The sequence below is a fragment of the Nocardioides daedukensis genome (assembly GCF_013408415.1).
Classification (GTDB): Bacteria; Actinomycetota; Actinomycetes; order Propionibacteriales; family Nocardioidaceae; genus Nocardioides; species Nocardioides daedukensis.
This window is the reverse complement of sequence record NZ_JACCAA010000001.1, coordinates 2,300,284-2,323,774: the sequence shown is the minus strand read 5'-3', so window position 1 is coordinate 2,323,774 and position 23,491 is coordinate 2,300,284. Positions and strand designations below refer to the sequence as shown.

The 23,491-nt window shown below is 64.7% G+C and carries 19 protein-coding genes; 17 read left to right on the top strand and 2 right to left on the bottom strand.

Annotated features, from left to right (window positions below):
• The first annotated feature begins 106 nt into the window (after positions 1-106).
• From dnaB to BJ980_RS11490, 7 genes are all read left to right on the top strand, one after another.
• Positions 107-1,531, top strand: coding sequence for a replicative DNA helicase (dnaB, locus tag BJ980_RS11520; RefSeq protein ID WP_179502421.1), 1,425 nt, complete (start codon positions 107-109; stop codon positions 1,529-1,531).
• Positions 1,532-1,767: 236 nt separating this feature from the next.
• Positions 1,768-2,277 (top strand): NYN domain-containing protein, encoded by a 510-nt coding sequence (locus BJ980_RS11515; protein WP_179502420.1) that lies wholly within the window; start codon positions 1,768-1,770, stop codon positions 2,275-2,277.
• The gene (locus BJ980_RS11510) at positions 2,274-4,298 is read left to right on the top strand and encodes an N-6 DNA methylase (RefSeq protein ID WP_179502419.1); all 2,025 of its coding nucleotides are present in this window, start codon (positions 2,274-2,276) and stop codon (positions 4,296-4,298) included. The genes BJ980_RS11515 and BJ980_RS11510 overlap by 4 nt, the downstream gene beginning before the upstream one ends.
• A 174-nt stretch (positions 4,299-4,472) precedes the next feature.
• Positions 4,473-5,975, top strand: coding sequence for a type I restriction-modification system subunit M (locus tag BJ980_RS11505; RefSeq protein ID WP_343047789.1), 1,503 nt, complete (start codon positions 4,473-4,475; stop codon positions 5,973-5,975).
• Positions 5,972-7,465 (top strand): type I restriction-modification system subunit M, encoded by a 1,494-nt coding sequence (locus BJ980_RS11500; RefSeq protein WP_179502417.1) that lies wholly within the window; start codon positions 5,972-5,974, stop codon positions 7,463-7,465. The genes BJ980_RS11505 and BJ980_RS11500 overlap by 4 nt, the downstream gene beginning before the upstream one ends.
• Before the next feature lie 95 nt (positions 7,466-7,560).
• On the top strand, positions 7,561-8,634 hold the full coding sequence (locus tag BJ980_RS11495; RefSeq protein ID WP_179502416.1) for a restriction endonuclease subunit S: 1,074 nt from the start codon (positions 7,561-7,563) through the stop codon (positions 8,632-8,634).
• Positions 8,634-11,570 carry a type I restriction endonuclease subunit R gene (locus tag BJ980_RS11490; RefSeq protein ID WP_179502415.1) on the top strand — a complete coding sequence of 979 codons (2,937 nt, stop codon included), beginning with the start codon at positions 8,634-8,636 and terminating at the stop codon, positions 11,568-11,570. The genes BJ980_RS11495 and BJ980_RS11490 overlap by 1 nt, the downstream gene beginning before the upstream one ends.
• Here BJ980_RS11490 and BJ980_RS11485 read toward each other — a convergent pair.
• The gene (locus tag BJ980_RS11485) at positions 11,564-11,710 is read right to left on the bottom strand and encodes a hypothetical protein (protein ID WP_179502414.1); all 147 of its coding nucleotides are present in this window, start codon (positions 11,708-11,710) and stop codon (positions 11,564-11,566) included. The genes BJ980_RS11490 and BJ980_RS11485 overlap by 7 nt on opposite strands.
• Before the next feature lie 335 nt (positions 11,711-12,045).
• On the opposite strand from BJ980_RS11485, the gene BJ980_RS19590 reads away from it, so the two are divergent.
• From BJ980_RS19590 to BJ980_RS19010, 7 genes are read left to right on the top strand one after another with little or no spacing between them, the layout of a single operon-like run.
• Positions 12,046-13,002, top strand: a complete 957-nt coding sequence (locus BJ980_RS19590; protein ID WP_425490316.1) for a TnsA-like heteromeric transposase endonuclease subunit — start codon at positions 12,046-12,048, stop codon at positions 13,000-13,002.
• Positions 12,990-15,164 carry an integrase gene (locus BJ980_RS11475; protein ID WP_179502412.1) on the top strand — a complete coding sequence of 725 codons (2,175 nt, stop codon included), beginning with the start codon at positions 12,990-12,992 and terminating at the stop codon, positions 15,162-15,164. Before BJ980_RS19590 ends, BJ980_RS11475 begins: the two co-directional genes overlap by 13 nt.
• Positions 15,164-16,222, top strand: coding sequence for a TniB family NTP-binding protein (locus tag BJ980_RS11470; protein ID WP_179502411.1), 1,059 nt, complete (start codon positions 15,164-15,166; stop codon positions 16,220-16,222). Before BJ980_RS11475 ends, BJ980_RS11470 begins: the two co-directional genes overlap by 1 nt.
• Complete coding sequence (locus BJ980_RS11465; protein ID WP_179502410.1) at positions 16,219-17,547, top strand: hypothetical protein; 1,329 nt, start codon at positions 16,219-16,221, stop codon at positions 17,545-17,547. The genes BJ980_RS11470 and BJ980_RS11465 overlap by 4 nt, the downstream gene beginning before the upstream one ends.
• Entirely contained in the window at positions 17,537-19,198 is a 1,662-nt protein-coding gene (locus BJ980_RS11460) for a TniQ family protein (protein WP_179502409.1), read from the top strand. Before BJ980_RS11465 ends, BJ980_RS11460 begins: the two co-directional genes overlap by 11 nt.
• Positions 19,195-19,500, top strand: a complete 306-nt coding sequence (locus tag BJ980_RS11455) for a hypothetical protein (protein ID WP_179502408.1) — start codon at positions 19,195-19,197, stop codon at positions 19,498-19,500. The genes BJ980_RS11460 and BJ980_RS11455 overlap by 4 nt, the downstream gene beginning before the upstream one ends.
• On the top strand, positions 19,487-20,545 hold the full coding sequence (locus BJ980_RS19010) for a hypothetical protein (protein ID WP_246279962.1): 1,059 nt from the start codon (positions 19,487-19,489) through the stop codon (positions 20,543-20,545). The genes BJ980_RS11455 and BJ980_RS19010 overlap by 14 nt, the downstream gene beginning before the upstream one ends.
• Here the strand turns inward: BJ980_RS19010 and BJ980_RS11445 are convergent.
• A complete protein-coding gene (locus tag BJ980_RS11445; RefSeq protein ID WP_179502407.1) occupies positions 20,534-20,974 on the bottom strand; it encodes a hypothetical protein in 441 nt (146 codons plus the stop codon). The genes BJ980_RS19010 and BJ980_RS11445 overlap by 12 nt on opposite strands.
• A gap of 280 nt (positions 20,975-21,254) precedes the next feature.
• Between BJ980_RS11445 and BJ980_RS11440 the strand changes: the two genes are divergently transcribed.
• From BJ980_RS11440 to BJ980_RS11430, 3 genes are read left to right on the top strand one after another with little or no spacing between them, the layout of a single operon-like run.
• Complete coding sequence (locus tag BJ980_RS11440) at positions 21,255-21,500, top strand: DUF2188 domain-containing protein (protein ID WP_179502406.1); 246 nt, start codon at positions 21,255-21,257, stop codon at positions 21,498-21,500.
• Between the two features lie 10 nt (positions 21,501-21,510).
• Positions 21,511-22,299: a DUF1883 domain-containing protein gene (locus tag BJ980_RS11435; protein WP_179502405.1), complete on the top strand. Its 789-nt coding sequence runs from the start codon at positions 21,511-21,513 to the stop codon at positions 22,297-22,299.
• Positions 22,296-23,480 (top strand): hypothetical protein, encoded by a 1,185-nt coding sequence (locus BJ980_RS11430; protein WP_179502404.1) that lies wholly within the window; start codon positions 22,296-22,298, stop codon positions 23,478-23,480. Before BJ980_RS11435 ends, BJ980_RS11430 begins: the two co-directional genes overlap by 4 nt.
• The last annotated feature ends 11 nt before the right edge of the window (positions 23,481-23,491 follow it).

The window sequence follows — 23,491 nt, the reverse complement described above, 5'->3', positions numbered from 1 at the left end:
GTGCTGAGTCGAGCAGAGGACCCGTTGTCGGTGCTCGGACCTAGCGTGTGCGGCAGCCCGCCGAGGGGCCTCCGCGGGCCGGACACACCGAGGAAGGGAGCCGTCGATGACGACGACTGATAACTCCCGAAGCGGGCCACCGCCGGAGTTCCCACCGGACGACCAGTGGGGTGACGGACCGGCTGCCTACGAGCCAGGAAATGCCCCGCGCGCGGCCAACGATCGCACCCCGCCGCAGGACAACGCTGCCGAGCAGAGCGTCCTGGGCTCGATGCTGCTCTCCAAGGACGCGATCGCCGAAGTCAGCGAAGTGATGCGTGGCGGCGACTACTACCGGCCCGCGCACGAGATCATCCACGACGCCATCATCGACCTCTTCGGTCGCGGCGAACCTGCCGATCCGATCACCGTCGCCAACGAGTTGCAACGCCGCGGCCAGCTGGAGCGCGTGGGCGGTGCGCCATACCTGCACACCCTGTCGGCCAACGTGCCGATTGCCGCCAATGCCGGCTACTACGCAGAGATCGTGCGCGAGAAGGCCGTGCTGCGGCGGATGGTGAACGCGGGCACGAAGATCGTCCAGCTCGGTTATTCGGGGGAGGGCGAGGTCGACAAGCTGGTCGACGCCGCGCAGTCCGAGGTCTACCAGATCGCCGACAAGCGATCGCAGGAGGACTACGCGCCGCTGTCGGACATCATGGAGAGCGTCCTCGACGAGATCGAGGCGATCGGCAACCGCGAGGAAGGCATCTATGGCGTGCCGACCGGGTTCGCCGACTTCGACGACCTGACCAACGGTCTGCACAAGGGCCAGATGATCATCATCGCGGCGCGACCGGCGATGGGAAAGTCCACGCTGGCCCTCGACCTGTGCCGCGCGGCCTCGATCCACAACGGCCTGGCCAGCGTGTTCTTCAGCCTCGAAATGGGGCGCGCCGAGATCACCATGCGGCTGCTCTCGGCCGAGGCGAAGGTCCCGCTGAACCACATCCGCAACGGCAACATGACCGACGACGACTGGGCGCGTCTGGCGCGGAAGATGGGCGAGGTGTCGTCGGCGCCGATGTTCATCGACGACAGCCCGAACATGACGATGATGGAGATCCGCTCCAAGGCTCGTCGCCTCAAGCAGAACCACGACCTGCGCCTGATCGTGATCGACTACATGCAACTGATGTCGTCGGGCAAGAAGGTCGAGTCGCGCCAGCTCGAGGTCTCGGAGTTCTCGCGTCAGATCAAGCTGCTGGCCAAGGAGCTCGAGCTGCCGATCATCGCGCTGAGCCAATTGAACCGTGGTCCCGAGCAGCGCACCGACAAGCGCCCGATGATGTCGGACCTGCGTGAGTCGGGCAGCTTGGAGCAGGACGCCGACATGGTGATCCTGCTCCACCGCGAGGACGTCTATGAGAAGGAGTCCACTCGCCCCGGCGAAGCGGACCTGATCGTGGCCAAGCACCGAAACGGGCAGACGCGCGACATCACGGTGGCGTTCCAGGGTCACTACAGCCGGTTCGTGGACATGGCCCACTGAGGCAGATTTTGCTGTTGAGATGCAGCCAAAGCGAGGCGACCGAACCTTCGCCTCAAGAACATCGGGCGGGTACAAGGGCTGGAAGCCTGCCCAAGCGACCCGGTTGAGGCAGAATCGTCACCTACGCGCACACTGTGAATAAGAAACTTTGAACTCACAGTTGACAGGCATCAAATGGGGTGCCTATAGTCCTGTGTGAAGTCAAAACCTTGACTTCACACAGGAAGGATTCGTAGATGTCCAGCAATCTGGCGGCCGTGCTCCCGCTTAAAGCAGCACACTCCCCGCGTGGTCGCCAGCTCATTCTGGTTGACATCGAGAACGTTGTCGGTGGTGCGGTGCTTACGCCCGCCGCCGCCCGTTGGGCCCGTACGCAGATCGAATCAGTACTCAGTGTCCGGGCTGACGATCATGTCGTGATCGGTATGAGCCACGTCGGTCTCTTCGACTCTGCGCTGGCTTGGCCTGGCAAGAAGTACGTAGTGAACTCCGGGCCGAACGGTGCCGATCTTGCGCTCCTCGCCGAGATGGAATCAGTGCGCGTCGAGCGGTACGACGAGGTGGTGCTCGTGAGTGGTGATGGGATCTTCACCGAAGCTGTCAGCGCGCTGATCGATCGAGGTGCTCGGGTCACTGTGCTGACTCATCGGGCGCATTGCTCCAAGCGCTTGCGCCTCGCCGCTCACGAGACTGTCGACCTCCAGCCCGGCCACAACATCAGCTCCGACAATGGAGCCGCCCGATGAAGGACCACATGAAGAACCCATCCGGCCAGGCGCTTCTGGCCCCTTCTGACATCGCCAAACTCGGCGACGTCTCCGCTGCCGCAGTGTCCAATTGGCGCAAGCGTGCGAACGACTTCCCGGCCCCCGCAGGGGGGACTGATGCTCGACCGCTGTTCGCCCGGGACCAAGTCATCGCCTGGATGAAGGCCAACAACAAGCCCATGGTGGGACGCGCCTCGGCCGACGCAGTGGCAGCGGCCAACCTGGTTGGAGACATGTTCGGTGGTTCGGCCCAGGCCGAGGACGGCGCTCGACTAGTCGTCACGCTGCTCGCAGCGAGGAAGTTGTCGACCGAGTCAACTCATGACTACCCCCTCTGGCAGGCCTTCCTCGCGCGCGCCAACGAAGACGGTTTCGAGGCGCTTCGCCAGCTCGGGATTGAGTATGAGTTGGATCGCTGGGATGAGCTCGTCGCCCTTCCAGGATGGGTCGACCAAATCCCCCCCCGCATCTCTGCAAGCGTTGCCGAGATCGTTGACAACATCGCGACTACCGATGCCGCAGAGGCGGCCGACTCGGTCCTCAACCGAGCCATCTCCACTCGAGGCCGCGCAGGCAGCGAGCACGGCTACATCGGCAGTCGAGTGTCCACCTTCCTCGCACGCATCAGTGCTCAGGACGCCCGCGGAGTCGTCTACGACCCAGCTTGCGGCCTCGGAGATGTACTCATGCAGATCCATGACCTGGCCCCAGACGATGCCATCGAGTGGATGGAGGCCCACGACATCAACACAGAGGCAGTGATGCTTGCGGACCAACGAGCCTTCCTGCGCGATGCACCGCTGGCGCTGAACAACGTCGACGTGCTGTCCAAAGATCCTTTCGTGGACTATCCGGCGGACCTGATCGTGGCCGAGCCCCCGCTAGGCATGAAGTACGACCGGTTCGACCTGATGGATCCTCGGTGGGTCTACGGAACCCCGAGTCCAGGCAGCAGTGAATTCGCGTGGATCCAGCATGCAGTGGCTCATCTGGCCGAGGGAGGAGTCGCGTACGTGGTTACGGCCGGCGGACCGCTGTTCCGTGGTGGGCGTGATGGCGAAATCCGGCGACGACTCATTGCCGATGGCTGCGTCGAAGCGATCTACCAACTGCCAGGGAAGCTGTTGCAGCATTTATCGATCCCGGTCGTCGTGTGGGTGTTGCGTCGCCCTGGCTCAGCGGAGTCCATCAGGTTTGTGAACTCGGCGACCGACACAGTGCTCGGGGGGCGGAAAGTTTTCGAGTCGACGAACCCAAACGCCGAAGTGTCGATCGATGACGTTCTCGCTGGCGACTGCAACCTGGTGCCAGAGCGCTGGATCGGGCTCGACACCCCAGACCCCACCGAGGTCGTCGAGAACTACACCGCATCCCTTGAGGAAGTCCAGGCGGCGGCCCGGTCGGTCAGCACCATCAGCGAGCTCCAGCCGGTCAAAGGCATCGAAAGCTCACGTGTGGTGTCCGTTCGTGAACTACAGGAAGCCGGCATCATCGCGATCCGGATGGGGCGGGAGCGCCCCGCCGGCCCGAACGAGACTCCGGATCCGCGCAGATTGTCGGGCCGAGACGTGGTGCATCGAGACATCGGACCGGTCGAGAACGACCAGTCGGACTCAAGTGACGTCACTGTGCCCGGTGAAGTCGTGGTGGCGACTACCGGTCGCCTTGCCGCCGTGCTAGACGAGTCCGGTGGACACACCCTGGGGATGGGTCTGGTCGGACTTCGAGTTCTCAGTCCTCAACTCAGGCCGGACTACCTTGCTGCGGTTGTCGATGGGAACTGGAACCGGCGCTTCTTCACTGGGGCGACGATCCAGCGAATTTCTGCCAAGGAGCTTGAGATCCCCTTGTTGTCGCTCGAAGACCAAGAGGAATTTGTTCGCTCCGCTGCACACCTGCAGCAGGTGCGTGCTCTGGCGCAGGAACTTCTCAACTCCACCAGCGAGGCGCTGGAGCACCTCGCTGAGTTGGCGCGATACGCGTCGGTGACGCCCCAATGATCCGCGAGTCGTTGTCGCGCCACACTGGGCGACACGTCGGACACCTGTCGACAATGGCATTCCTTGGGCAGCCGGGCCGCAGCACGGATACGGTTGCATGCGCCAGGCATGGCGTGAACACGAGGAGTGCGGATGTCGGGCGGTAAGGCGGGCAGAAAGATGACGGGATCCGTGGTGCGCAACACATCAATCGCGCTGCCCGAGCTTGAGCAGTACCTTGCCAAGGCCGCAGACCTGCTCCGCGGCAGCATCGACCAAGCCGATTTCAAGGCGTACATCTTCCCGTTGATGTTCTTCAAGCGGATCAGCGACGTCTACGACGAAGAGTTCCAGGAAGCGCTGGAAGAGTCTGGCGGAGACCACGAGTACGCCACATTCGCGGAGAACCACCGGTTCGCGATACCTGGAGGCAACCTGTGGTCTGACGTGCGAGAGAAGACCGAGAACATCGGCACCGCGCTCCAGACGGCCTTCCGGGAGATCGAGAAGGCCAACCCCGACACGCTGTACGGCATCTTCGGCAACGCCAACTGGACCAACAAGGACAAGCTGCCCGACCGCAAACTGGCGGACCTGATCGAGCACTTCTCCACCAAGACGTTGTCCAACGCGAACGTCGCGCCGGACGTGTTCGGCAACGCCTACGAATACCTCATCAAGCGATTCGCCGACGCCTCGAACAAGAAGGCCGGCGAGTACTACACACCCCGCTCGGTCGTCGGCCTGCTGATCAACATCCTCGACCCGCAGGAGGGCGAGTCCGTCTACGACCCGGCGTGCGGGACGGGCGGCATGCTGATCGAGGTCATCGAGCATGTGAAGGCCGCCGGCGGCAGCCCCAAGACGCTGTGGGGCAAGCTTTACGGCCAGGAGAAGGTGCTCGCCACCTCCGCGATCGCGCGGATGAACCTGCTTCTGCACGGTGTCGAGGACTTTAAGATCGTCCGTGAGGACACCCTGCGAAACCCGGCCTTCTACACCGGCAACCACCTCGCGCGGTTCGACTGCGTGGTCGCCAACCCGCCGTTCTCGCTCAAGGCATGGGGCGAGGTCGAGTGGGCGAGCGACAAGTGGGGGCGCAACCAGCTCGGCGGGGTTCCGCCGAAGGGGTACGCCGACTGGGCGTGGGTTCAGCACATGCTCACCTCTGCCAACGCCGAGACCGGGCGGGTCGCCGTCGTCCTCCCGCAGGGCGCGCTTTTCCGCCAGGGCGCCGAGGCCCGCATCCGCACCCACGTCCTCAAGGCCGACAAGATCGAGGCCGTTATCGGGCTCGCGCCGAACCTGTTCTACGGAACGGGCCTCGCCGCGTGTGTGCTGATCCTGCGCCACGACAAGCCGGCCAACGGCAAGGGTCGGGTGCTCTTCATCAATGGCGAAGGCCTGATGAAGAAGGGCCGCAACCAGAACACCCTGGAGCCTGAGCACGCGAGCGAACTGCTCAAGGCGTACGCCGGGTTCGCCGACATCGACGGCCGCGCCCACGTCGCCACGCTGGAGGAGATCGAGGGCCACGACTTCAACCTCAACATCCCGCTCTATGTCGCACCGGCCGGCACCGGCGAGAAGCTCACCCTGGCCGACGCGCTCACCAACCTCGAAGCCGCGCAAGCCCGGGCACAGGAGACGCGTTCAGCTCTCGAAGCAGAACTGGTGAAGTGGGGGTTGAGCGCATGAGCAAGCGGATCACCCAGCGGGAACTCGAGTCCTACCTGTGGGGCGCGGCGATCGTGCTGCGCGGCCTCATCGACGCTGGCGACTACAAGCAGTACATCTTCCCGTTGGTCTTCTTGAAGCGGATCTCCGACGTGTACGACGAGGAACACGCCGCCGCGATGGAAACGTACGGCGATGAGGAGCTTGCCAACCTCCCGGAGAACCACCGCTTCGCCATCCCCGACGGGTGCCACTGGAACGACATCCGCTCTGTCACCGAGAACATCGGCGTCACGATCCTCAAGGCCATGCGGGCAATCGAGTCCGCCAACCCTGACACGCTGCCCGGTGTATTCGGCGACGGCGACTGGGGCAACAAGAACCTTCTGCCAGACTCCACGCTGGCAGACCTGATCGAGCACTTCTCGACGAAGACCCTGTCGATCGCGAACCTGCCTGAGGATGAGCTCGGCAATGGGTATGAGTACCTGATCAAGAAGTTCGCCGATGACTCCGGCCATACCGCCCAGGAGTTCTACACCAACCGCACGCTCGTGCACCTGATGACGCTGATGCTCGAGCCGAAGCCCGGCGAGTCGGTCTACGACCCGACGTGTGGCACTGGCGGCATGCTCATCTCTACGGTCGCCGAGCTCAAGCGTCAGGGCGCGGAGTGGCGCAGCGTCCGCCTCTACGGCCAGGAGCTCAACTACGGGACCTCGGCGATCGCGCGGATGAACCTGTTCCTGCACGGCATCACCGACGGCCACATCGCTCACGGCGACACCCTCGCCCGTCCCGCCTTCCTCAACGCCAAGGGCAGCCTGGAGACCTTCGACGTCGTGCTCGCCAACCCGCCCTACTCCATCAAGGCCTGGAACCGCGACGCCTTCGCTAAGGACGCCTACGGCCGCAACGTGTGGGGCGTGCCGCCCCAGGGCCGCGCCGACTACGCCTTCTTCCAACACATCGCCAAGAGCCTCGACCCCAAGAGCGGCCGCGCCGCGATCCTCTTCCCCCACGGCGTCCTGTTCCGCCGCGAAGAAGCCGCCCTTCGCGAAGCACTGGTCAAGTCCGACCTCATCGAGTGCGTCCTCGGCCTCGGCGCCGGCCTGTTCTACAACAGCCCGATGGAAGCCGTCGTCGTCACGCTTCGTGCCACCAAGCCCGCCGAGCAGAAGGGCAAGGTGTTGTTCATCAACGCGGTCAACGAGGTCGCCCGCGAACAGGCCCAGTCGTTCCTGCGCGACACCCACCAGCAGAGGATCCTCGACGCCTACCAGGGCTTTGCCGACATCGACCAGTTCGCCGCCGTCGCAACCTTCGACCAGATTGCCGACAGGGGCCACAGCCTTTCCATCCCGCTGTACGTCGCCGGAGCCAAATCCGCCGACGCGGGCGAGCAGATCGACGTCACCGAGGCGGTCGCCGACTGGCGCGCCGCCGCTGCCGGTTCCGACTCCGCAATCGCAGACGTTCTGGCGCTGCTGCGGGCGGAGGTGACGGCATGAACCTGAACCTCGACAAGTCCGCGTGGAAGCGCGTCACCTTCGGTGACGTCGTTCGCAACGTCAACGAGACGGTCCGCGACCTCGACGCGGCAGGTGTGGACCGGATCATCGCGATGGAACACATGGACCCCGGGGAGTTGAAGATCGGCCGCTGGGGGTCGACCGAGGACGGCACCACCTTCACCCGCCGCGTGAAGCCGGGTCAGACGCTGTTCGGCAAGCGCCGCGCCTACCAGCGCAAGGTTGCCTACGCCGAGTTCGATGCCGTCTGCTCCGGTGACATCTACACCTTCGAGGCAGACGAGACCCAGATGCTCGGAGAGTTCCTGCCGTTCCTCGTCCAGTCCAACGAGTTCTTCGACCACGCCCTCGACACTTCGGCGGGCTCCCTGTCCCCGCGCACCAACTGGCGTGACCTCGCCGACTTCGAGTTCGACCTTCCACCCCTCGACGAGCAGAAGCGCATCGGCGACCTCCTCTGGGCCATCGAGAACCACCACCTTGGATTGCGAGTCCACGTTGAGACTGCATCGGTCGCTCTGAGGATTGCTCGCGCCCGGTTCGTCGATGACCCGGCCTTCGAAGCGGTCAGGGCGAGTGAGGCCTTCGAGTTCTCCACTGGCGTGCGCCGCACTCCCGGCCGCGCGGCGGGCGCGCACATGACTCGGTACCTGCGGTCCGCCAACGTCGGGTACGGAACGCTTGATCTCTCGGACGTCCAGCAAATGAACTACGAGCCCGATGAGCAAGAGCGCTTCCGTCTTCGCCCTGGAGACGTGCTTGTCAGTGAGGGAAGTGCGAGCGCGTCGGCTGTCGGCATGCCTGCGCGGTGGGCAGACGAGCTCCCAGGTCCGATCTGCTTCCAGATGACCTTGCTTCGGCTCCGCGCCGTCTTCGGCGTCTGCGTCCCGGGCTTTGTATTCCACTGGTGCATGTGGGCCTACGAGTCCGGTGCCTTTCTCGAAGTGGCAGGCGGAACCAACATCAAGCACATCAGTGCGCTTCGGTCCTCCCAGATGCCTGTGCGCCTGCCGTCACTTGATGAGCAGCAAGAGCGTGTGGATCGGCTTGAGGCAATGACCAGCGCCGTTGCGGCGCTTCGGGACGAAGCAGAGCGCCTCAACGTCGTGCGTGGAGCGCTTCTGACCCATACCTTTGGGAGCGACTGATGGCCCTGTTCAACGAGGCGAACTCAGTCCGCGACTTCGTCCGCGACCTCGTAAAGTCGATCGAAGTGCAGTTCGTGCCGGGCCAAGAGCTTCCGCGCCGTCCCGACGAGGTGCTGCTGGAGGGCGCAGTAAAGGCCGCGCTGATCCGGCTGAACCCCGAGATCGCGGTGGACCCGAGAAAGGCCGACGAGGTCATCCACACGTTGCGGGCGATCCTCATCTCGGCCCGCACGACTCCGCGCCCGGTCGTCGCCAACGAGGAGTTCATGGCGTGGCTGACCGGTCAGAAGTCGATGCCGTTCGGCCCTGACGGAGAGCACACCACGGTCCGGCTGATCGACTTCGATCACCTTGACGACGACTCGTCGAACCAGTGGATGATCTCGACAGAGGTCACGTTCCAGATCGGCCGGGTCGGCAAGCGGTTCGACCTGGTGCTGTGGTGCAACGGCTTCCCGCTGGTGGTCGGCGAGGCGAAGACGCCGATCCGTGCGGCGTACTCGTGGATCGACGGCGCCGCGCAGGTGCATGACGACTACGAAGCGAGTGTGCCGCAGTTCTTCGTGCCCAATGTCTTCTCGTTCGCGACTGAGGGCAAGGACTTCCGTTACGGCACGGTCGGAATGCCGGTTGAGCTGTGGGGGCCGTGGCGCGAGGAGGAGGCCGACCCCGATGCGCCCGCAAAGGTCGGTCTCGAGGTCGTCAAGGATGCCGTGGACGGTGTCCTCAAACCGGCCGCGGTGTTGGACTTCCTGCGCTTCTTCACGATTTACGCGACTGACTCCAAGCACCGCAAGATCAAGGTCATCGCTCGGTTCCAGCAGTTCCAGGCCACCAACCTGATCGTTGAGCGGGTTCTGCACGGGAAGATCAAGCAGGGACTCATCTGGCACTTCCAGGGCTCAGGCAAGTCCCTATTGATGGTGTTCACCGCGTTGAAGTTGCGCGCGATGGCGGAGCTGACCAACCCCACGATCCTGATCGTCGTGGACCGCATCGACCTGGACACCCAGATCACCGGCACGTTCAACGCCTCGGACGTACCCGGTCTGGTGTCAACGGACTCGCGCAAGGACCTCCAGACCCTGCTCAGCCAAGGTGCGCGCAAGGTCATCATCACCACGATCCACAAGTTCGGTGAAGCGTCGCGTGTGCTCGACGACCGGCAGAACATCATCGCGATGGTCGACGAGGCCCACCGGTCCCAGGAGGGCGACTACGGGCAGAAGATGCGTGAGGCGCTGCCCAACGCGTTCCTCTTCGGGCTTACCGGGACGCCGATCAACAAGCGTGACCGCAATACGTTCATGTGGTTCGGGTCGGCCGAGGATGAGGGGGGCTACCTTTCGCGCTACACCTTCCAGGACTCCATCCGTGACGGTGCAACCCTGCCGCTGCACTTTGAGCCACGTCTTTCGGAGATCCACCTCGACCAGGAGAAGATCGACGCCGCCTTCGAGGAACTGGCGGCTGACCGGAACCTGACTGAGGGCGAGAAGATCACCCTCTCGAAGAAGGCCGCCTCGATCGAGGTGCTCATCAAGGCACCGGACCGCATCCGGCAGGTCGCGGCCGATGTCGTCGAACACTTCACGGCCAAGGTCGAGCCGGAGGGTTTCAAGGCGCAGCTCGTCGCCTACGACAAGGCCTCATGTGTGGCGTACAAGGAAGCGCTCGACACGATGCTTTCCCCCGAGGCGTCAACCATCGTGATGTCCAAGTCCCGCACAGACCCAGCCGAATGGGCCAAGTGGACTCCGGGCGCCGAGGAGTTGGAACAGGTCGTCGCGCGGTTCAACGACCCCGCTGATCCGCTGAAGATCATCATCGTGACCGCGAAGCTGCTCACCGGCTTCGATGCTCCGATCCTCCAGACGCAGTACCTCGACAAGCCGCTCAAGGAGCACACGCTCCTGCAGGCGATCACTCGCACCAACCGGGTCTACCCACCGCACAAGACGCATGGTCTGATCGTCGACTATCTCGGGATCTTCGACGACGTCGCCAAGTCGCTCGCGTTCGACGAGACCGCGGTGCAGCAGATCATCTCCAACATCGAGGAGTTGAAGGGCCAGATGGCTCCGGCGATGGCCACCGCGATCGCGTTCTTCCCTGGCGTCGATCGCTCCGTGGGCGGCTATGAGGGGCTCATTCAAGCCCAGGCCGCCATCGCCGACGACACCGTGAAGGACGACTTCGGGTCGGCGTACAGCATGGTGTCCCAGTTGTGGGAAGCGCTCAGTCCCGACCCGATGCTCAAGGCCTACCGCGACGACTACAAGTGGCTCACCGACGTTTATGAGTCCGTCCGTCCCGCCGACATCACCGGGCGGCTCGTCTGGCACGCGCTCGGCGCTAAGACCATCGACTTGATCAACCAGAACATCCACGTCGAGATCCCCCAGGGCGACGAAACCATCGTCCTCGACGCCCAGACGATCGAGGATCTGATGACCGGCAGGCGCAAGGACGTGCCGGTCGAAGAGATCGAAAAGCAGATCACCGCCCGGATCGCTCGTCACCTCAACAACCCTGTCTTCGTCGAGCTCGGGCAGCGACTCAACGACCTGCGCGAGCGGTACGCCGACATCCAGCAGTCGAGCCTGGATTTCCTGCGGGAGCTCCTGGAGTTGGCCAAGGACACGGTGGCCGCTGAGAAGGCCGAGGAGCTCCTTCCCCGTGAGGAAAGGGGCAAGGCGGCGCTCACCGAACTCTTCGAGGCCCTCAAGGGTGACGAGACCCCCATCATCGTTGCCAACGTCGTCGACCGTATCGACGAGGTTGTTCGAGGCGTGCGGTTTGACGGGTGGCAGTCGACCATCGCTGGCGATCAGGAAGTGCGTAAGGCGCTGCGGCAGACGCTCTACGTGCAGTTCAAGATCCGCGACAACGACGTCTACGAGAAGGCACTCGGGTACGTCCGCGAGTACTACTGACCAGTGTTGCCGCGGCTGACGACGCAGGATTCCGGGTAGGCGGAGAGCAACCATTCCAGGCGTGAGAGTTCCGCCTTCATCTGGCGCTCCTCGCGATACTTGAATGTGCCCTTGGCGAGCAGGGCTTCGATGGATTCCACGTCCTGCCGAAGTCGCTTCGCTGAGTTGATGCAGCGTTTTCGGCACGCTGATGAACAGAAAAGCATGGGGCGACCACGTCCACCCGTCCACTGGACCCGTGAGTCGCATTCGGGGTTGTCACACCTGCGAGTGGTCGCGTCCGTCTGCACATTTTTGGCCTCGTCCAAGGCATGGGTCTCCTCGCTGATATCCGCGAGTCTCCGCGCCAGGAGCACGATTTGGTGCGGAGTCCTGCGTCGAACAGGTTCTTGCGTGGGCGTTTATTGTGCACTCATGCGCACCTTTAGCGCCATAGGTTCGCCGAAAGTCCAGAAGAATGCACTAGTGCTGTTCGATGGAGTATCGCAGTGACGATGGGAAGCGATCCGCGAGCAGGGCATCTAATGTGCGCCAGAGCCCTTGCTGCAGCCCGGGTGCCGTCATAGGCTCTGAGGGTCGGACAGGTGGTGGCGCGCCGAAGCTGAACGCAGCAGAGGCGCACCCGGTGCAACGGGTACGCCTCCTATGGCCGACTCCCGAGGCACGCATGAAAGCGAGGGAATCGTCCTTGACTGATTCTAACTGCAGCCCCGCCAAGATGGCAGGGGCTGTATCCGACGATGTCCGTTGGCACTTCAAAACTGGCTGTCACGAAGGCGCCTGGGACTGGTCCGTCGGGGCCCCAGACGTCTACACGCTGGAAGCCGTACGTCGCCCCAGCTCGGGCGCGACTTCCAGGCACATCCCTGTGCGGGCATACAGCGCCACCACCAAGACAATCATCAGAGTCGAGTCTGGACTCGAGCATGACCTGCTCCGCGATCTGGATCGGGATCGACAGGTCAGGTGGATAGTGGGCCAGCCCTGCAAGATCGAGTGGAGCCAAGCACCACGGAGCGGGCGCTGGCACATCCCGGACTTGTTGACTTGCGACGCCGAGGGGACGGTGACGCTCTGGAATGTGAAGTCGCCCGAAAAGGCCAAGTCCGAAGAGTTTGAAGGCCTGACCGAGGCGACTCGAGCAGCGTGCACGGAGGTCGGTTGGGGCCACAAGGTCTTCACGGGGCTGGGTCCGGTCGAACGCCACAACCTCCTGTGGCTGCAGGGCTATCGCGCTCGGCCGGAGTGGACCAGCTCCTGGGAACCCCTGATCTTGAGCGGGGCGGAACCTGGGTGCCAGCTGGGCGATCTGCTTCGGGGCGGCCATGAGAGAACTGCAGTCGTCTGGCACCTGATCTGGAGTGGACGCCTTGAGGTCGCCCTCTCCGTTCGCCTGCACCCGGAGACTGAGGTGCACGCATGTCTGGACTGAATCTCAAGCTCCAAGTCGGAAGTCGGCTCCTCAATGAGGATGGCTACCTGCTCGTCACTGAGATGGGACGGCACTCCGTCACTGTTGAAACGAGCACCGGCGCGAAACGCGAAGTGCCCTATGGCCAGATCATCGGCAGTCCTGTCGAGGGAGGCTGCGCCGGCCCGAATCTCGCCACGCTTGAACCGTGGTGGTCGGGTTTGCCTGAGGAAGTGCGCCGTGATGCTCTCGTCAAGCTCGAGGTAGTCCAGGAGATCTTGACTGGATACCGCTGGGCCCATCGCCGCCTTGCTCAGCCTGCCGAGCCCGACCCCACCGTCAGTGATCCGGACCTGAGTGAAACGCAACGCTGTGAGGCAATGGCCCGGCAACTGTCATATGAACGCAGCTCCGACCGCAAGGTCCTCACCCGTGTTCAGAACGGCGAACTGAGAAGCACCGCTGTCGGTGCCAGCACCGTTCAGAAGTGGATACGCGACTGGCGTGACCATGGATTGCGCGGTCTCGTCGACAAGCGGGCAGTCAAGGGACGTCAAGGTTACGACGCACTCGATGAGCGCGTGCGCCGGATTGCTGATGACGCTTTTGCGCGGTTTGACGGTGACGTCTCGAAGGTCAACACGACCACGATCGAGGCCGCGATCCGACTGCAGATGAAGGCTGAGGGGATTGGTGATCTACGCGTTCCCGAGAGATTGCTTCAGGAGTACCTGTCTGAGCGGCAGCGCGCTCTCGGGAGAACCACGCGGGCGCAACGCTCCCGACATCTGCGTCGCAAGGCGTCCGCCCACACCAGCTTCCCCGCGATGCATCCAAGCCACATAGCCATCGATGCCACCCGCGCCGACGTCCTCGTGTGGGATGAGTTGCGGAAGCGCCCAGTCAGCGTGGAGATCTTGACGGCGATCAGCGTCGCTACTCGCGTCGTGGTCGGCCTGCGGGTCACGCCCCGATCGGGGAACGCACTCGAGGCGGGGCTGCTGCTCTACGACGTCATGCGGCCGATGTCGATGCTGGTCGAAGGCACCGAGGTGGATGACTGGCGCTGGTGCGGCGTACCCGAGTCACTCGACCTCGCAAACGTTCCCGTTCATCGCTCACCGAAGCGGATCGTTCCGCCTGGTCAGAGCCTCCAGGGAGTGCATGTAAAGCCGGGCGTACGACCTTCCTCGATCCGCTGCGACCACGGGTCGGTCTTCTTGTCTGAGCACTTCATCGGGCTGCTCCGCGACTTCGGCATCGACCTGATGTTGTCTCGTGGATCCAAGCCGACGGATAATCCTCACGTTGAGCGTTGGCACGAGACCCTCCAGCGGGCCTACCAAGCGATTCCCGGATTCAAGGGCCGCAACGTCGCCGAACGCGGTCGCAAGGTCGATGCCACCGGCGAGGCACTGTTGACCGCCAGTGAACTCGAACGTCACCTTCGCCGGTTCGTGGCCCTCGATTACCACCGCTCGTGGCACGAAGGCCTTGTACTTCCGGGAGCACCGTCGGCACGGCTGACGCCGCTGGAGATGTGGGACGCCATGCACGAGGTCACCGGTCGTCTCCATGTGCCGCAGCACCCGGATCTGATCTACCAGTTCCTGCCGATTCGGTGGCTGACCATCGGACACGCGGGGGTTGAGTACAAGAACCTCGTCTACGACGACCCAGTCCTCACCGATTTCCGTGACGTGCGCAAGGGCACCTTCCAGGCCGACTCCCGCAAGGCGCCGTTCCACTACGACCCTCGCGACGTCTCCCGGATCTGGTTCCGGCATCCCGAGACCGGCCGGATCCACGAGATCGGGTGGAAGGCTCGGCACCTGCTGGACATGCCGATGGGTGACTGGATGCACGAGCGGGCTTTGGAGCGCATCGCTGAGCGTGGCGGCAACACCGCCCTGAGTCGGAAGTCCACGTGGCGGCAGATCATCACAGAGCTGGGCAAGTTGACCTCGCCGGAGGAAACAGCGGAGGCACGGGCCAAGGGGTACGCCGCACGGCTGCGTTGGGAACAGGCCCAACGTGACCACGCCGAAGCTGCCGAAGCGGCAGCCATGTTCGACGGCGACCAGGACGGCGTTGTCACGCCGCTCCGGCCGCGCCGCCCAGCCACCGACGACGGGTTCGACCTCGACGCAGAGTGGCCGGACTACGACGAGGGTGGCGACTGATGGACGCCGAGATGTGGCACCACCAGGCAACCGAAGTCACGGTTGTCGCGCCGCAGCTGGTCCCAGCCGATGACCTAGACACCATGAACCCGATGGGTAGAAGCAGCTATGCCGACTCGGTGCGCGCTGCACTGCGGGCGCAGCGTGTCTCCTCGCCCATGCACGACGCCACCGCCGCCGCGATCGATCGCGCGCTGGAGTCCGCGCTCCTCGAGCCGCCCGGCGCCCGCACAATCCTGGCCCTGTCGGCGCCGTACACCGCCGGCAAGTCGACGCTCATCAAAAGCTGGGCACAGGACCGTTACCGAACTTGGGCGAAGGCGACCCGATCGACCAAGCCCCGATGGACGCCGAGGCCCGGGGTCACCGCAGACCTGGTCCCGGTCTGCTACCTCACCCTGCTGTCGGAGTCGCGCAGCAAAGACCTCTACACCCAGATCCTCTCCTTCGTCGGCTACCCGGCCAGCGGCGTGGAAAGGACGCTGGCGCTGCGCGCGGTCAAGGCTCTCCAGACCCACGGCGTACGCCTCGTCATCCTCGACGACGCCCACATGCTCCGCAGCACCTCGGTCACCGGCCGCGCCACTTTGCACGCGGTCAAGCACCTCAACACCGAACTCGGCGAGGTCGGTGGCGTCCTGGTGCTCGTCGGCGCGGAGCTGACCGGTGGAGACGTGCTCAGCGATCCCCAGATCCGGGGCCGGCTCTCCGAGCACACCCTCGCCCCCTACGAGGTCGACACGGCAACGGGGCGCGCGCAATGGCAACGACTCCTGAAGAACTGTGAGGACCTGCTCCTCCCGTACCTACCGCACGAGGAGCCAGGCCTCTTCTCCTCCCGCCACGCGGGCTACCTGTGGCGACGCACCCAGGGGTACGTCGGCGACACCACCCGCCTGCTGATCGACGCAACCGCCGTCGCGATCGAGACCGGTGCACCCCTCGACCGAGCCATCCTCGACCCGATCTGGGTGAGCCAGCGAGCACAGGACGCACAGATCGACCAGACCCGCTCCAAGACCGCCAGGCGAGCCGCGGCCGTGACGGCACCCCGATGACCACGCGGCTCCCGGTCAGCATCGACCCGTACCCGGACGAGTCGATCCCCTCGATGCTGCGGCGTCTCAGCACGACCACCGGCATCCCTGTCCACAACCTCTATCCGTACGGCGTCAGCGACCGGATCACCGTTCGTCAAGTCGGGGCCCTTGCGCGCACCTTGGGGCTGCCTACGCGACGATTGCGCACCCACATGCTGCCTCAGCGACTCGCTGGGCGGAACGGCCGAAAGGCGGCCAGCATCGAGCTCCGTCGCGGCGACAGAACCATCTGCTCCGCGTGCGGGATAGGCAGCCTGTGGAGCGGAATGGTCTGGGTCAGCCATTGCCCGAGATGCCAATCCCCCCTCGATGACGGCGGAGGCGCCGACGGCGCGGTTCACGCCCTGGAGATGCAGGACGCTGTCCTGCGATCAATGCAAACGCCCGCTGTCGGCCTTGCTGATCGCCGCCAGCGGTTGCTGCGTCTCCTGCGTCTGCACGTTCACCTCGCCACCACCACCGGCCCCGCAACCACGGGCAGGTCGTGGCAGGCTCCCGCCTGGATCGCCGGCTTCGCCGAGCACGCCTGGCCAGCCAGCCGGACCGTCCAGGCAACCCGCGACCTGATCGGCGAACGCACGCTGACCCATCTCGGCGAGCCCCCAGCCCGGGAGGACGACGACGCGGCAGCCCGCGCGGAGCTCCACGATCAGCTCCGCGGCTCGGGGATCACCGAGGCGGCGATCCCCGACTACCTCCACCCCCGGTACCCGGCCTTGGACGTCGATGCGGCCGGAGAAGACCTCGGCCACGGCATCGCGCGAGCCCTGCGCCGCGAAGCCATCCACACAGCCACCGGAGCACGCCCTACTGTCGCCGAGTTGGACGAGCAGTACGGCGACACCCGTAAGCGGCCCATGATCGCAACCTATGTCCACCACCTTGGCAACACCGCCGCGGGACTGCGGATCCTTGCTCACGAAACCGACCGTCTCGCGCACGCCGGTATCCGTGACTACCGCTACCGCCGCGCTGTCCTAACCACTCTGCATTCCGTCCCGACCTCGACGCTCGCGCTCACCGCCGTGCCACGCACGACCCGCAACCAGAAGCTGGCAGCAGCGTGGATCTGGCTCGAGCTCACCCACGGCACGCTTGGCCTGAGCCCGCACCACGCCGGCATGAGACGGGAACTGCGCTCCTTCGATCGAGCGCTCCTCCCTGAGGATCGACTCATCCTCATTGAGTACGGCCACCAACTCCTCGTCGCCGTCGCCGTCGACGTCGCTCGTGACGCCCAACAGACGCTCACACTGGCAGCGAGGCACACCAATGTTGGTTAATCCGGCACCGCTGCCGGTCACCATCGCACCCGTCGTCGGAGAAGCACTCGACGGATACCTCGAGCGGCTGGCAGCCGCGAACGCGCTCCCTCATCCCGTCCTTGTCCAGCGTCTCTTCGAAGCCGACGCACCCACAGCTTTCCTGACCATCGCTCCAGCAGAGCCGCTGGTCGCGAATCTTGCTGCGCTGACCGGACTCGACGCCGACGCCTTGCGATGCTGCACGCTGGCCACCATCGTCGGCATCGACACCGACGGACTCGACCCCGCGAACAAGAACACCTGGCGTCGAGTCGCCGCACGCGGCTGGCCGCCAACCCACGGCACCGCCCTGTGCCCAAGGTGCCTCCGAGGCGACGGTGTCTGGCGGCTCAGCTGGCGCCACCCCTGGGTCACCACCTGCGCCGAACACCGCCTGTGGCTCATCGATCACTGCCCCACCTGCGGACGACGCTTCCGCTCACACCGAACACCCATACGCGCCGTCGACACCGACCCTGATCGCTGCGGGAACCCCCGCGGAGCCCGTGGACGTGGATGCACACAGCCCCTCAGTGAACTCGACAGCATCGCGGCACCTGCCGCGGTGCTTGCCGCTCAACGCCGCATCGACGGCGCTCTCCAAGGCCGACCCGTCACTGTCCACGGCGACCTCATGGAACCTCGCGACTACCTCCGGGAACTCAAGTCGCTTTCCGTGCTCCTCCTGCACCTCGCTGCCCCACCTGGCGGTGAGGAACTCGTGTCGTGGGCTGATCTTGCCCGCGCAGACCGTCAGCGCAGCGCCGGCGAGAAGGGTGCCCGATGGGGACTGGCCCCACCGACCAACCTCCAACTTCGCGGCCAGGCCCTTGCCGCAGCGGACGAGATCTTGCGCGCCACGGGCCTCGATGAGGCTGCCGATCTGCTGCCCCCGTGGACGGAACTGACCCCTGCAACCAACGATGGACAGCTGGGCTGGTTGGCCGACCACACCACGATGACTCCACTGCTGACCCGGGTTGTCATGGCCGCCACTGCCTCGCGTCGCAGGCTCGCCACCCTGCTCGACCGCAACCCCGAGCCCCTGCTGGTCTCAGCGATCCCGCAAGTCCTTCCGGCCGCCGTCTACAACCAGCACGTCGCCCGAATGCTCGACGTCACCGATCACACCGGGCGCCTCTTCGTGAGCCTCTGCCTGGCCCGACAACACCCGGGTACGGCGACGTGGGCGGATGCCGCCACCGCCCTCGAGCTCCCGGCAGAGCTCGGAACGAAGACCGCCCGTGCCTGCAGCGCCCACCTGCTCGCGCCTTCCAGCGAGTTCATCGCCGCGCTCGCTCGAGTCGCGAACGACCTCGACCCGTTCATCGACCACCGGGTCCGTGAGGACGACGTACGGCGACTTGCGCGCAGCCGAGGCTGGTACCGCCCCTGGGCGCACATTCATCTGCCGGGCAGCCACGCCACCAGCCAGCAGTACGCCATCACCTGGCTGTGGACCCAATACGCGCACGGACACACCGACACCAGCCCCGGCTGGCAGCACCCGCCCAGCCGCCACGATCGCGCCCACTACCGCGCCTACGTCCGCCGACTTGGACCCGCCGCGACCGATGCACTGATTGAGCTCGTCGACGACAGCACGCCTGCGGACAGGAGGACAGCATGACCACCGCTCTACAGGTCTGGGGTCTGTGGGACTGCGAAGAGCTCCTCAGCGTCCACCTCACCCACGCCGACGCCATAGACGCCAGGAACGAGCACCTCACACGTTGTCGATGCTTCACCGACGACCAGGACGCCATCAGCGTCGCCGTCCAGATCCGCAGCATCCGCCTTCCCGAAGAGTTCGCTCCTGTGGAGAACCCCGGCCAGGACACCAAGACCGGCCACCATGGGCAAGTGACGTCCCGGCCCGGGACGGCGCAGCCGAGACACCATGGAGGAGGAGGTCGACATGACTGCCAATGAGGACCACGGCAGCCCTGGCGAACCTCAGACGACGCAACCCGTCTTCGATGTCCCACAGCCCGACGGCACCAGCGTCACACTCGACTTCACCACACCCGGCCCGTTCGGCGACTTCGCGTTCACCGCTCACATCCCCGCAGCCGACGGCACCGTGGAGGAACGGGTCTACGGTGCCTACCACACCGAGGAGGCGGCGATCTTCGTCGAGATCCTGCAGCACTGGGCCCGTGTCTCGACACCCGACGACATCCTCGCCGGACTAGACCGAGCCGACCGGGCTCTCCGCATCCTCACCGCCGACGTCGAAGCCACCACCCACTCGCAGAACAACTTCGACAACTACCTCAACACCGGCATCGAGCCACTCGCAGCCATGAATTTCCTACCGGACGACCACGAGCACAGCGACGAGAGCGGAGGCACCATCGTCCTCGCGCCACACGGAACCGATCTGGAGTGGATCAGTCATCGTGATCCGCGCACCACGTTCACCCTGCCACCCAGCCACCTCTGGGTCTTCGTCGCCGGGATGATCTGGCGCACCTACGACCACGACAGCATCCCGCTCTCGCGGCTCAACACCGCCGCCTACGAGACCGCCTGTGCCACCTTCCGCCGGGCGATCCGCAGTCGCAGTGAGACGGAGCACGAGTCACAGGAGCCTGTCACCGGTGGCGACCCGAACGACAACCTCATGGACACACCCGAGCTCGTCCGGCGTCTGTGCGATTTGCTCGGTGCCAAGCTGGTTGCCTATCTGGTCTCCGTAACTGACACGCGAACCGTGCGCGTCTGGGCGGCCTCTGCTGACGGAAGCGAACCACCGGATGAGGTCATCGAACGTCTACGAATCGCCTACCAGGCAGCCACGCTGCTCAGCGAGAAGGACGCCGCACCGGTCATCCAGGCGTGGTTCCAGGGCCGCAATCCGCTGCTCGACGGTGTTGCTCCAGCACGCGTGCTTCGCGACGGCGAGGTCGATGTTGTGGGACCAAGGCTGATGGGTGTTGCTCGCGCCTTCGGAGCGAGGTCATCAGAGATGTGAGCGAACGACAGGAGCGACAGCATCGAAAAGCTCGATCAACTGAGCCGCAAAATCGCCATCGTGCTTACGGAGGAAAGGGGCAGCGCCCTCTACTTTGCTGACGGCCTCGCGGGCGGCCCGGATCTGATCGGGGGTGAGCGCTCCGGCGTCGACTTGCTCGCTCGTCTCACCCATCCCGGGAGCCTTTTCGTAGGCGGCGTAGCGCTCGCTGAGGATCGCGACTTGTTCCTTGTAGTGCTCGAGGCGTGACTCGAGACGCCGCTTCACATCGGCTGTTGCGCGACGGCAGTCCTCGTCGTGGTAGTCCCGCGGTCGACCGCGGCCGCCGGTGCGATGGATGACTTCATCGCACCGCGGATTGGCGCACTCCGCGGTCAGGACGTTGTGGTTCGGCGTCTCCGTGAGGCGGGTGACCGTGGCCTTGGGCATCAGAACCTCCAATAAATCGCGCGAAAACAATGTATCGCTTCGTGCAGGTCATAGAGGTTGTGCCACGCGCGCGGTCGCGAAGATTCCAGCACGACACGCTTAGTCACAGGAGGTTAAAGCGCGCGGAATTCTGAGGTTCAGACTGGGTGCAAACACAGCGCGGGCGCCTGGTGGCTAGACCAGACGCCCGCGGCACGCGAGGTGATCGCATGCGACTTGCACCTGCATCTCATCACCGGACGAGCCAAACCCACAAGATGAGATCCAGCAGGAGAAGGCCATGAGCAACGACAACCGTAGGCACGTCGTGCCGAACCAGGATGGCGGCTGGGACGTCCGTGCCCCGGGTGCCCAGCGTTCCAGCGCCCACACCGACACCCAGGCCGACGCTGTATGCCGAGCAGGCGAGATTGTCGGCAACGCCGGCGGCGGCGAGGTCGTGATTCACGGCCGCGACGGCCGTATCCGCGACTCTGACACGATCGCTCCGGGCAACGACCCCAACCCTCCGCGCGACACGAAGTGAGCGCCGGATCATGCAGCACCTCTACTTTGACCTGAAGCAACAGAAGAAGGGCGCAGTCGCCGTCGTCACCCTCGACAAGCAGGCGAACGTCCGCTTGATGACCGCGAGCAACTACGGCGCCCTCAAAAGCGGCCGCCGCTTTTCCTTTCACGGGGGCCGCGCTACCAAGTCGCCCGTCCGCCTCCCCATTCCCAGCAACGGTCACTGGTTCGTCGTCGTTGACCTCGGCGGGCTTGCTGGCCGGGTTCGAGCCAGTGTTGCCGTGCAACCTCCTCCGCCCGGCATGCTGGCCCCGATCCGTGACCGGGGCCCGATCAACGACGTCCAGGTTCGTGAACCGATAGAGCCCGACGGTGATGCTCTGGGTGGGCAGACTTGGGACGTCTTCATTTCTCACGCAAGCGAGGACAAGGAGGCCGTGGCCGTTCCGCTTCGCAACGCCCTCGTCGACCTTGGCATCAGCGTCTGGCTCGACAAGACGGAGCTGACCATCGGCGACAGCCTCCGTCGCAAGATCGACCAAGGAATTCGGTCCAGCCGCTTCGGAATCGTCGTCCTCTCCGAGCGGTTCTTTGACAAGGGGTGGACCAACCACGAGCTCGACGGCCTCGTCACCCGGACCGTCGCCGGGGAGCAGACCCTTCTGCCCATTTGGCACAACCTGACCTGTGACCAAGTGCGCGCCTACAGTCCGTCGCTGGCCGACAAGGTCGCGTTGACCACGGACACCGTCGCGATCGAAGACATGGCCGAGCAGATTGCCGGTGTCGTCCGGGGCAGAGGAGAGGACGTAGCGTGACCACCGAAGTCAACGCACCTCACCTGATGCAGGTGGGGTCGGCCGCAGGTCGCCAGACACCCTCTGTAGGCAGGCGACGCGACTTTTCTCGGCACGGCATGCTGATGGCGCGCGCCTTCAAGCTCCGGGACCAGGTGCCCAGTGGACGGAGACGAGCAGAGACTTCCCGCGCGCGTTCGTGGGCGCAGATAGCGATCGGGCTTCTTGTAGTCAGCCTCGGCGTCACCATCATCTACTCAACAGGTCCGGCCTGGAACTGGGCAGGTGCGGTGGCTGCCGGTCTTGGGCTAGCCACAGCGATGCTGGGCGTGATCGACCTTGCGCGGCGCGGCGCCGACGGCGAGTTACGTGTCGAGCGGATCTTCCGCACGATCAGGCTCATGGGCGCCGCCCTGACTATGTTGCTCATTGGCCTGGAGGTGCTCACGGCACTTGTTGCTGTGGTCTTGCTTGGCAGTGCAGTGGCCTGGGGCAACTGGTCCGATGAGGTGGTGTACTTCCTCTACAACGCATTGGTGTTCGCAACGATGGCCGGCGGGATCATGATGATGGTCCGCGTCGCAGACCTCCGTCCGATCCCGCTGACGCGGGCGACCTGGTGGCGCGAGCTGGGGACGTTCAGGCAACTCACGAGCATTGCAGTCCCAGTCGTGGTGGTCGGATCCACAGTCGCGCTCAGCCTCCGCGACACAAGGGCAGTCGCGCTCGCCATGATCGGACTAGCCACCGTTCTGATCGGCTGGTTCCGAGTCGACCGCGCCGCTACTGACGACGCAGTGCGCCGTCTCGCGGAGGCAGCTGACGACCTCGCTGCCTCCGTGCGTCCGATCGTCGCGAAAGCTGAACAGGAAGTGGCTTCGCAAACCACGGCGAGTGGTGAAAGCAGCGCGGTGATTTGTGCTCTCGACAGGCTCGAACTCGCTTGTCACAGGAACATGGGACGCGGAATCCCTGCTGGGCCTCGGTACTTGGTCGACGCCGAACTGATCGCTGTCGTTCGCGCGAGCAGGGCTGCACTCGTCTACTTGCCGATCGAACACCTCGGCTCGGCACTCACGGTCGGGATGACGCGAGAACTCGCTGCTATGAAGCCCGACCAGTTCGCGCGGGAGCTTCTGATCTTCGCCGGGGATGTCCGACGCTTGGCCACGCTCGCCCCCGATCGGCTGGTGGCCTTGTGAGTTTGCAGTCC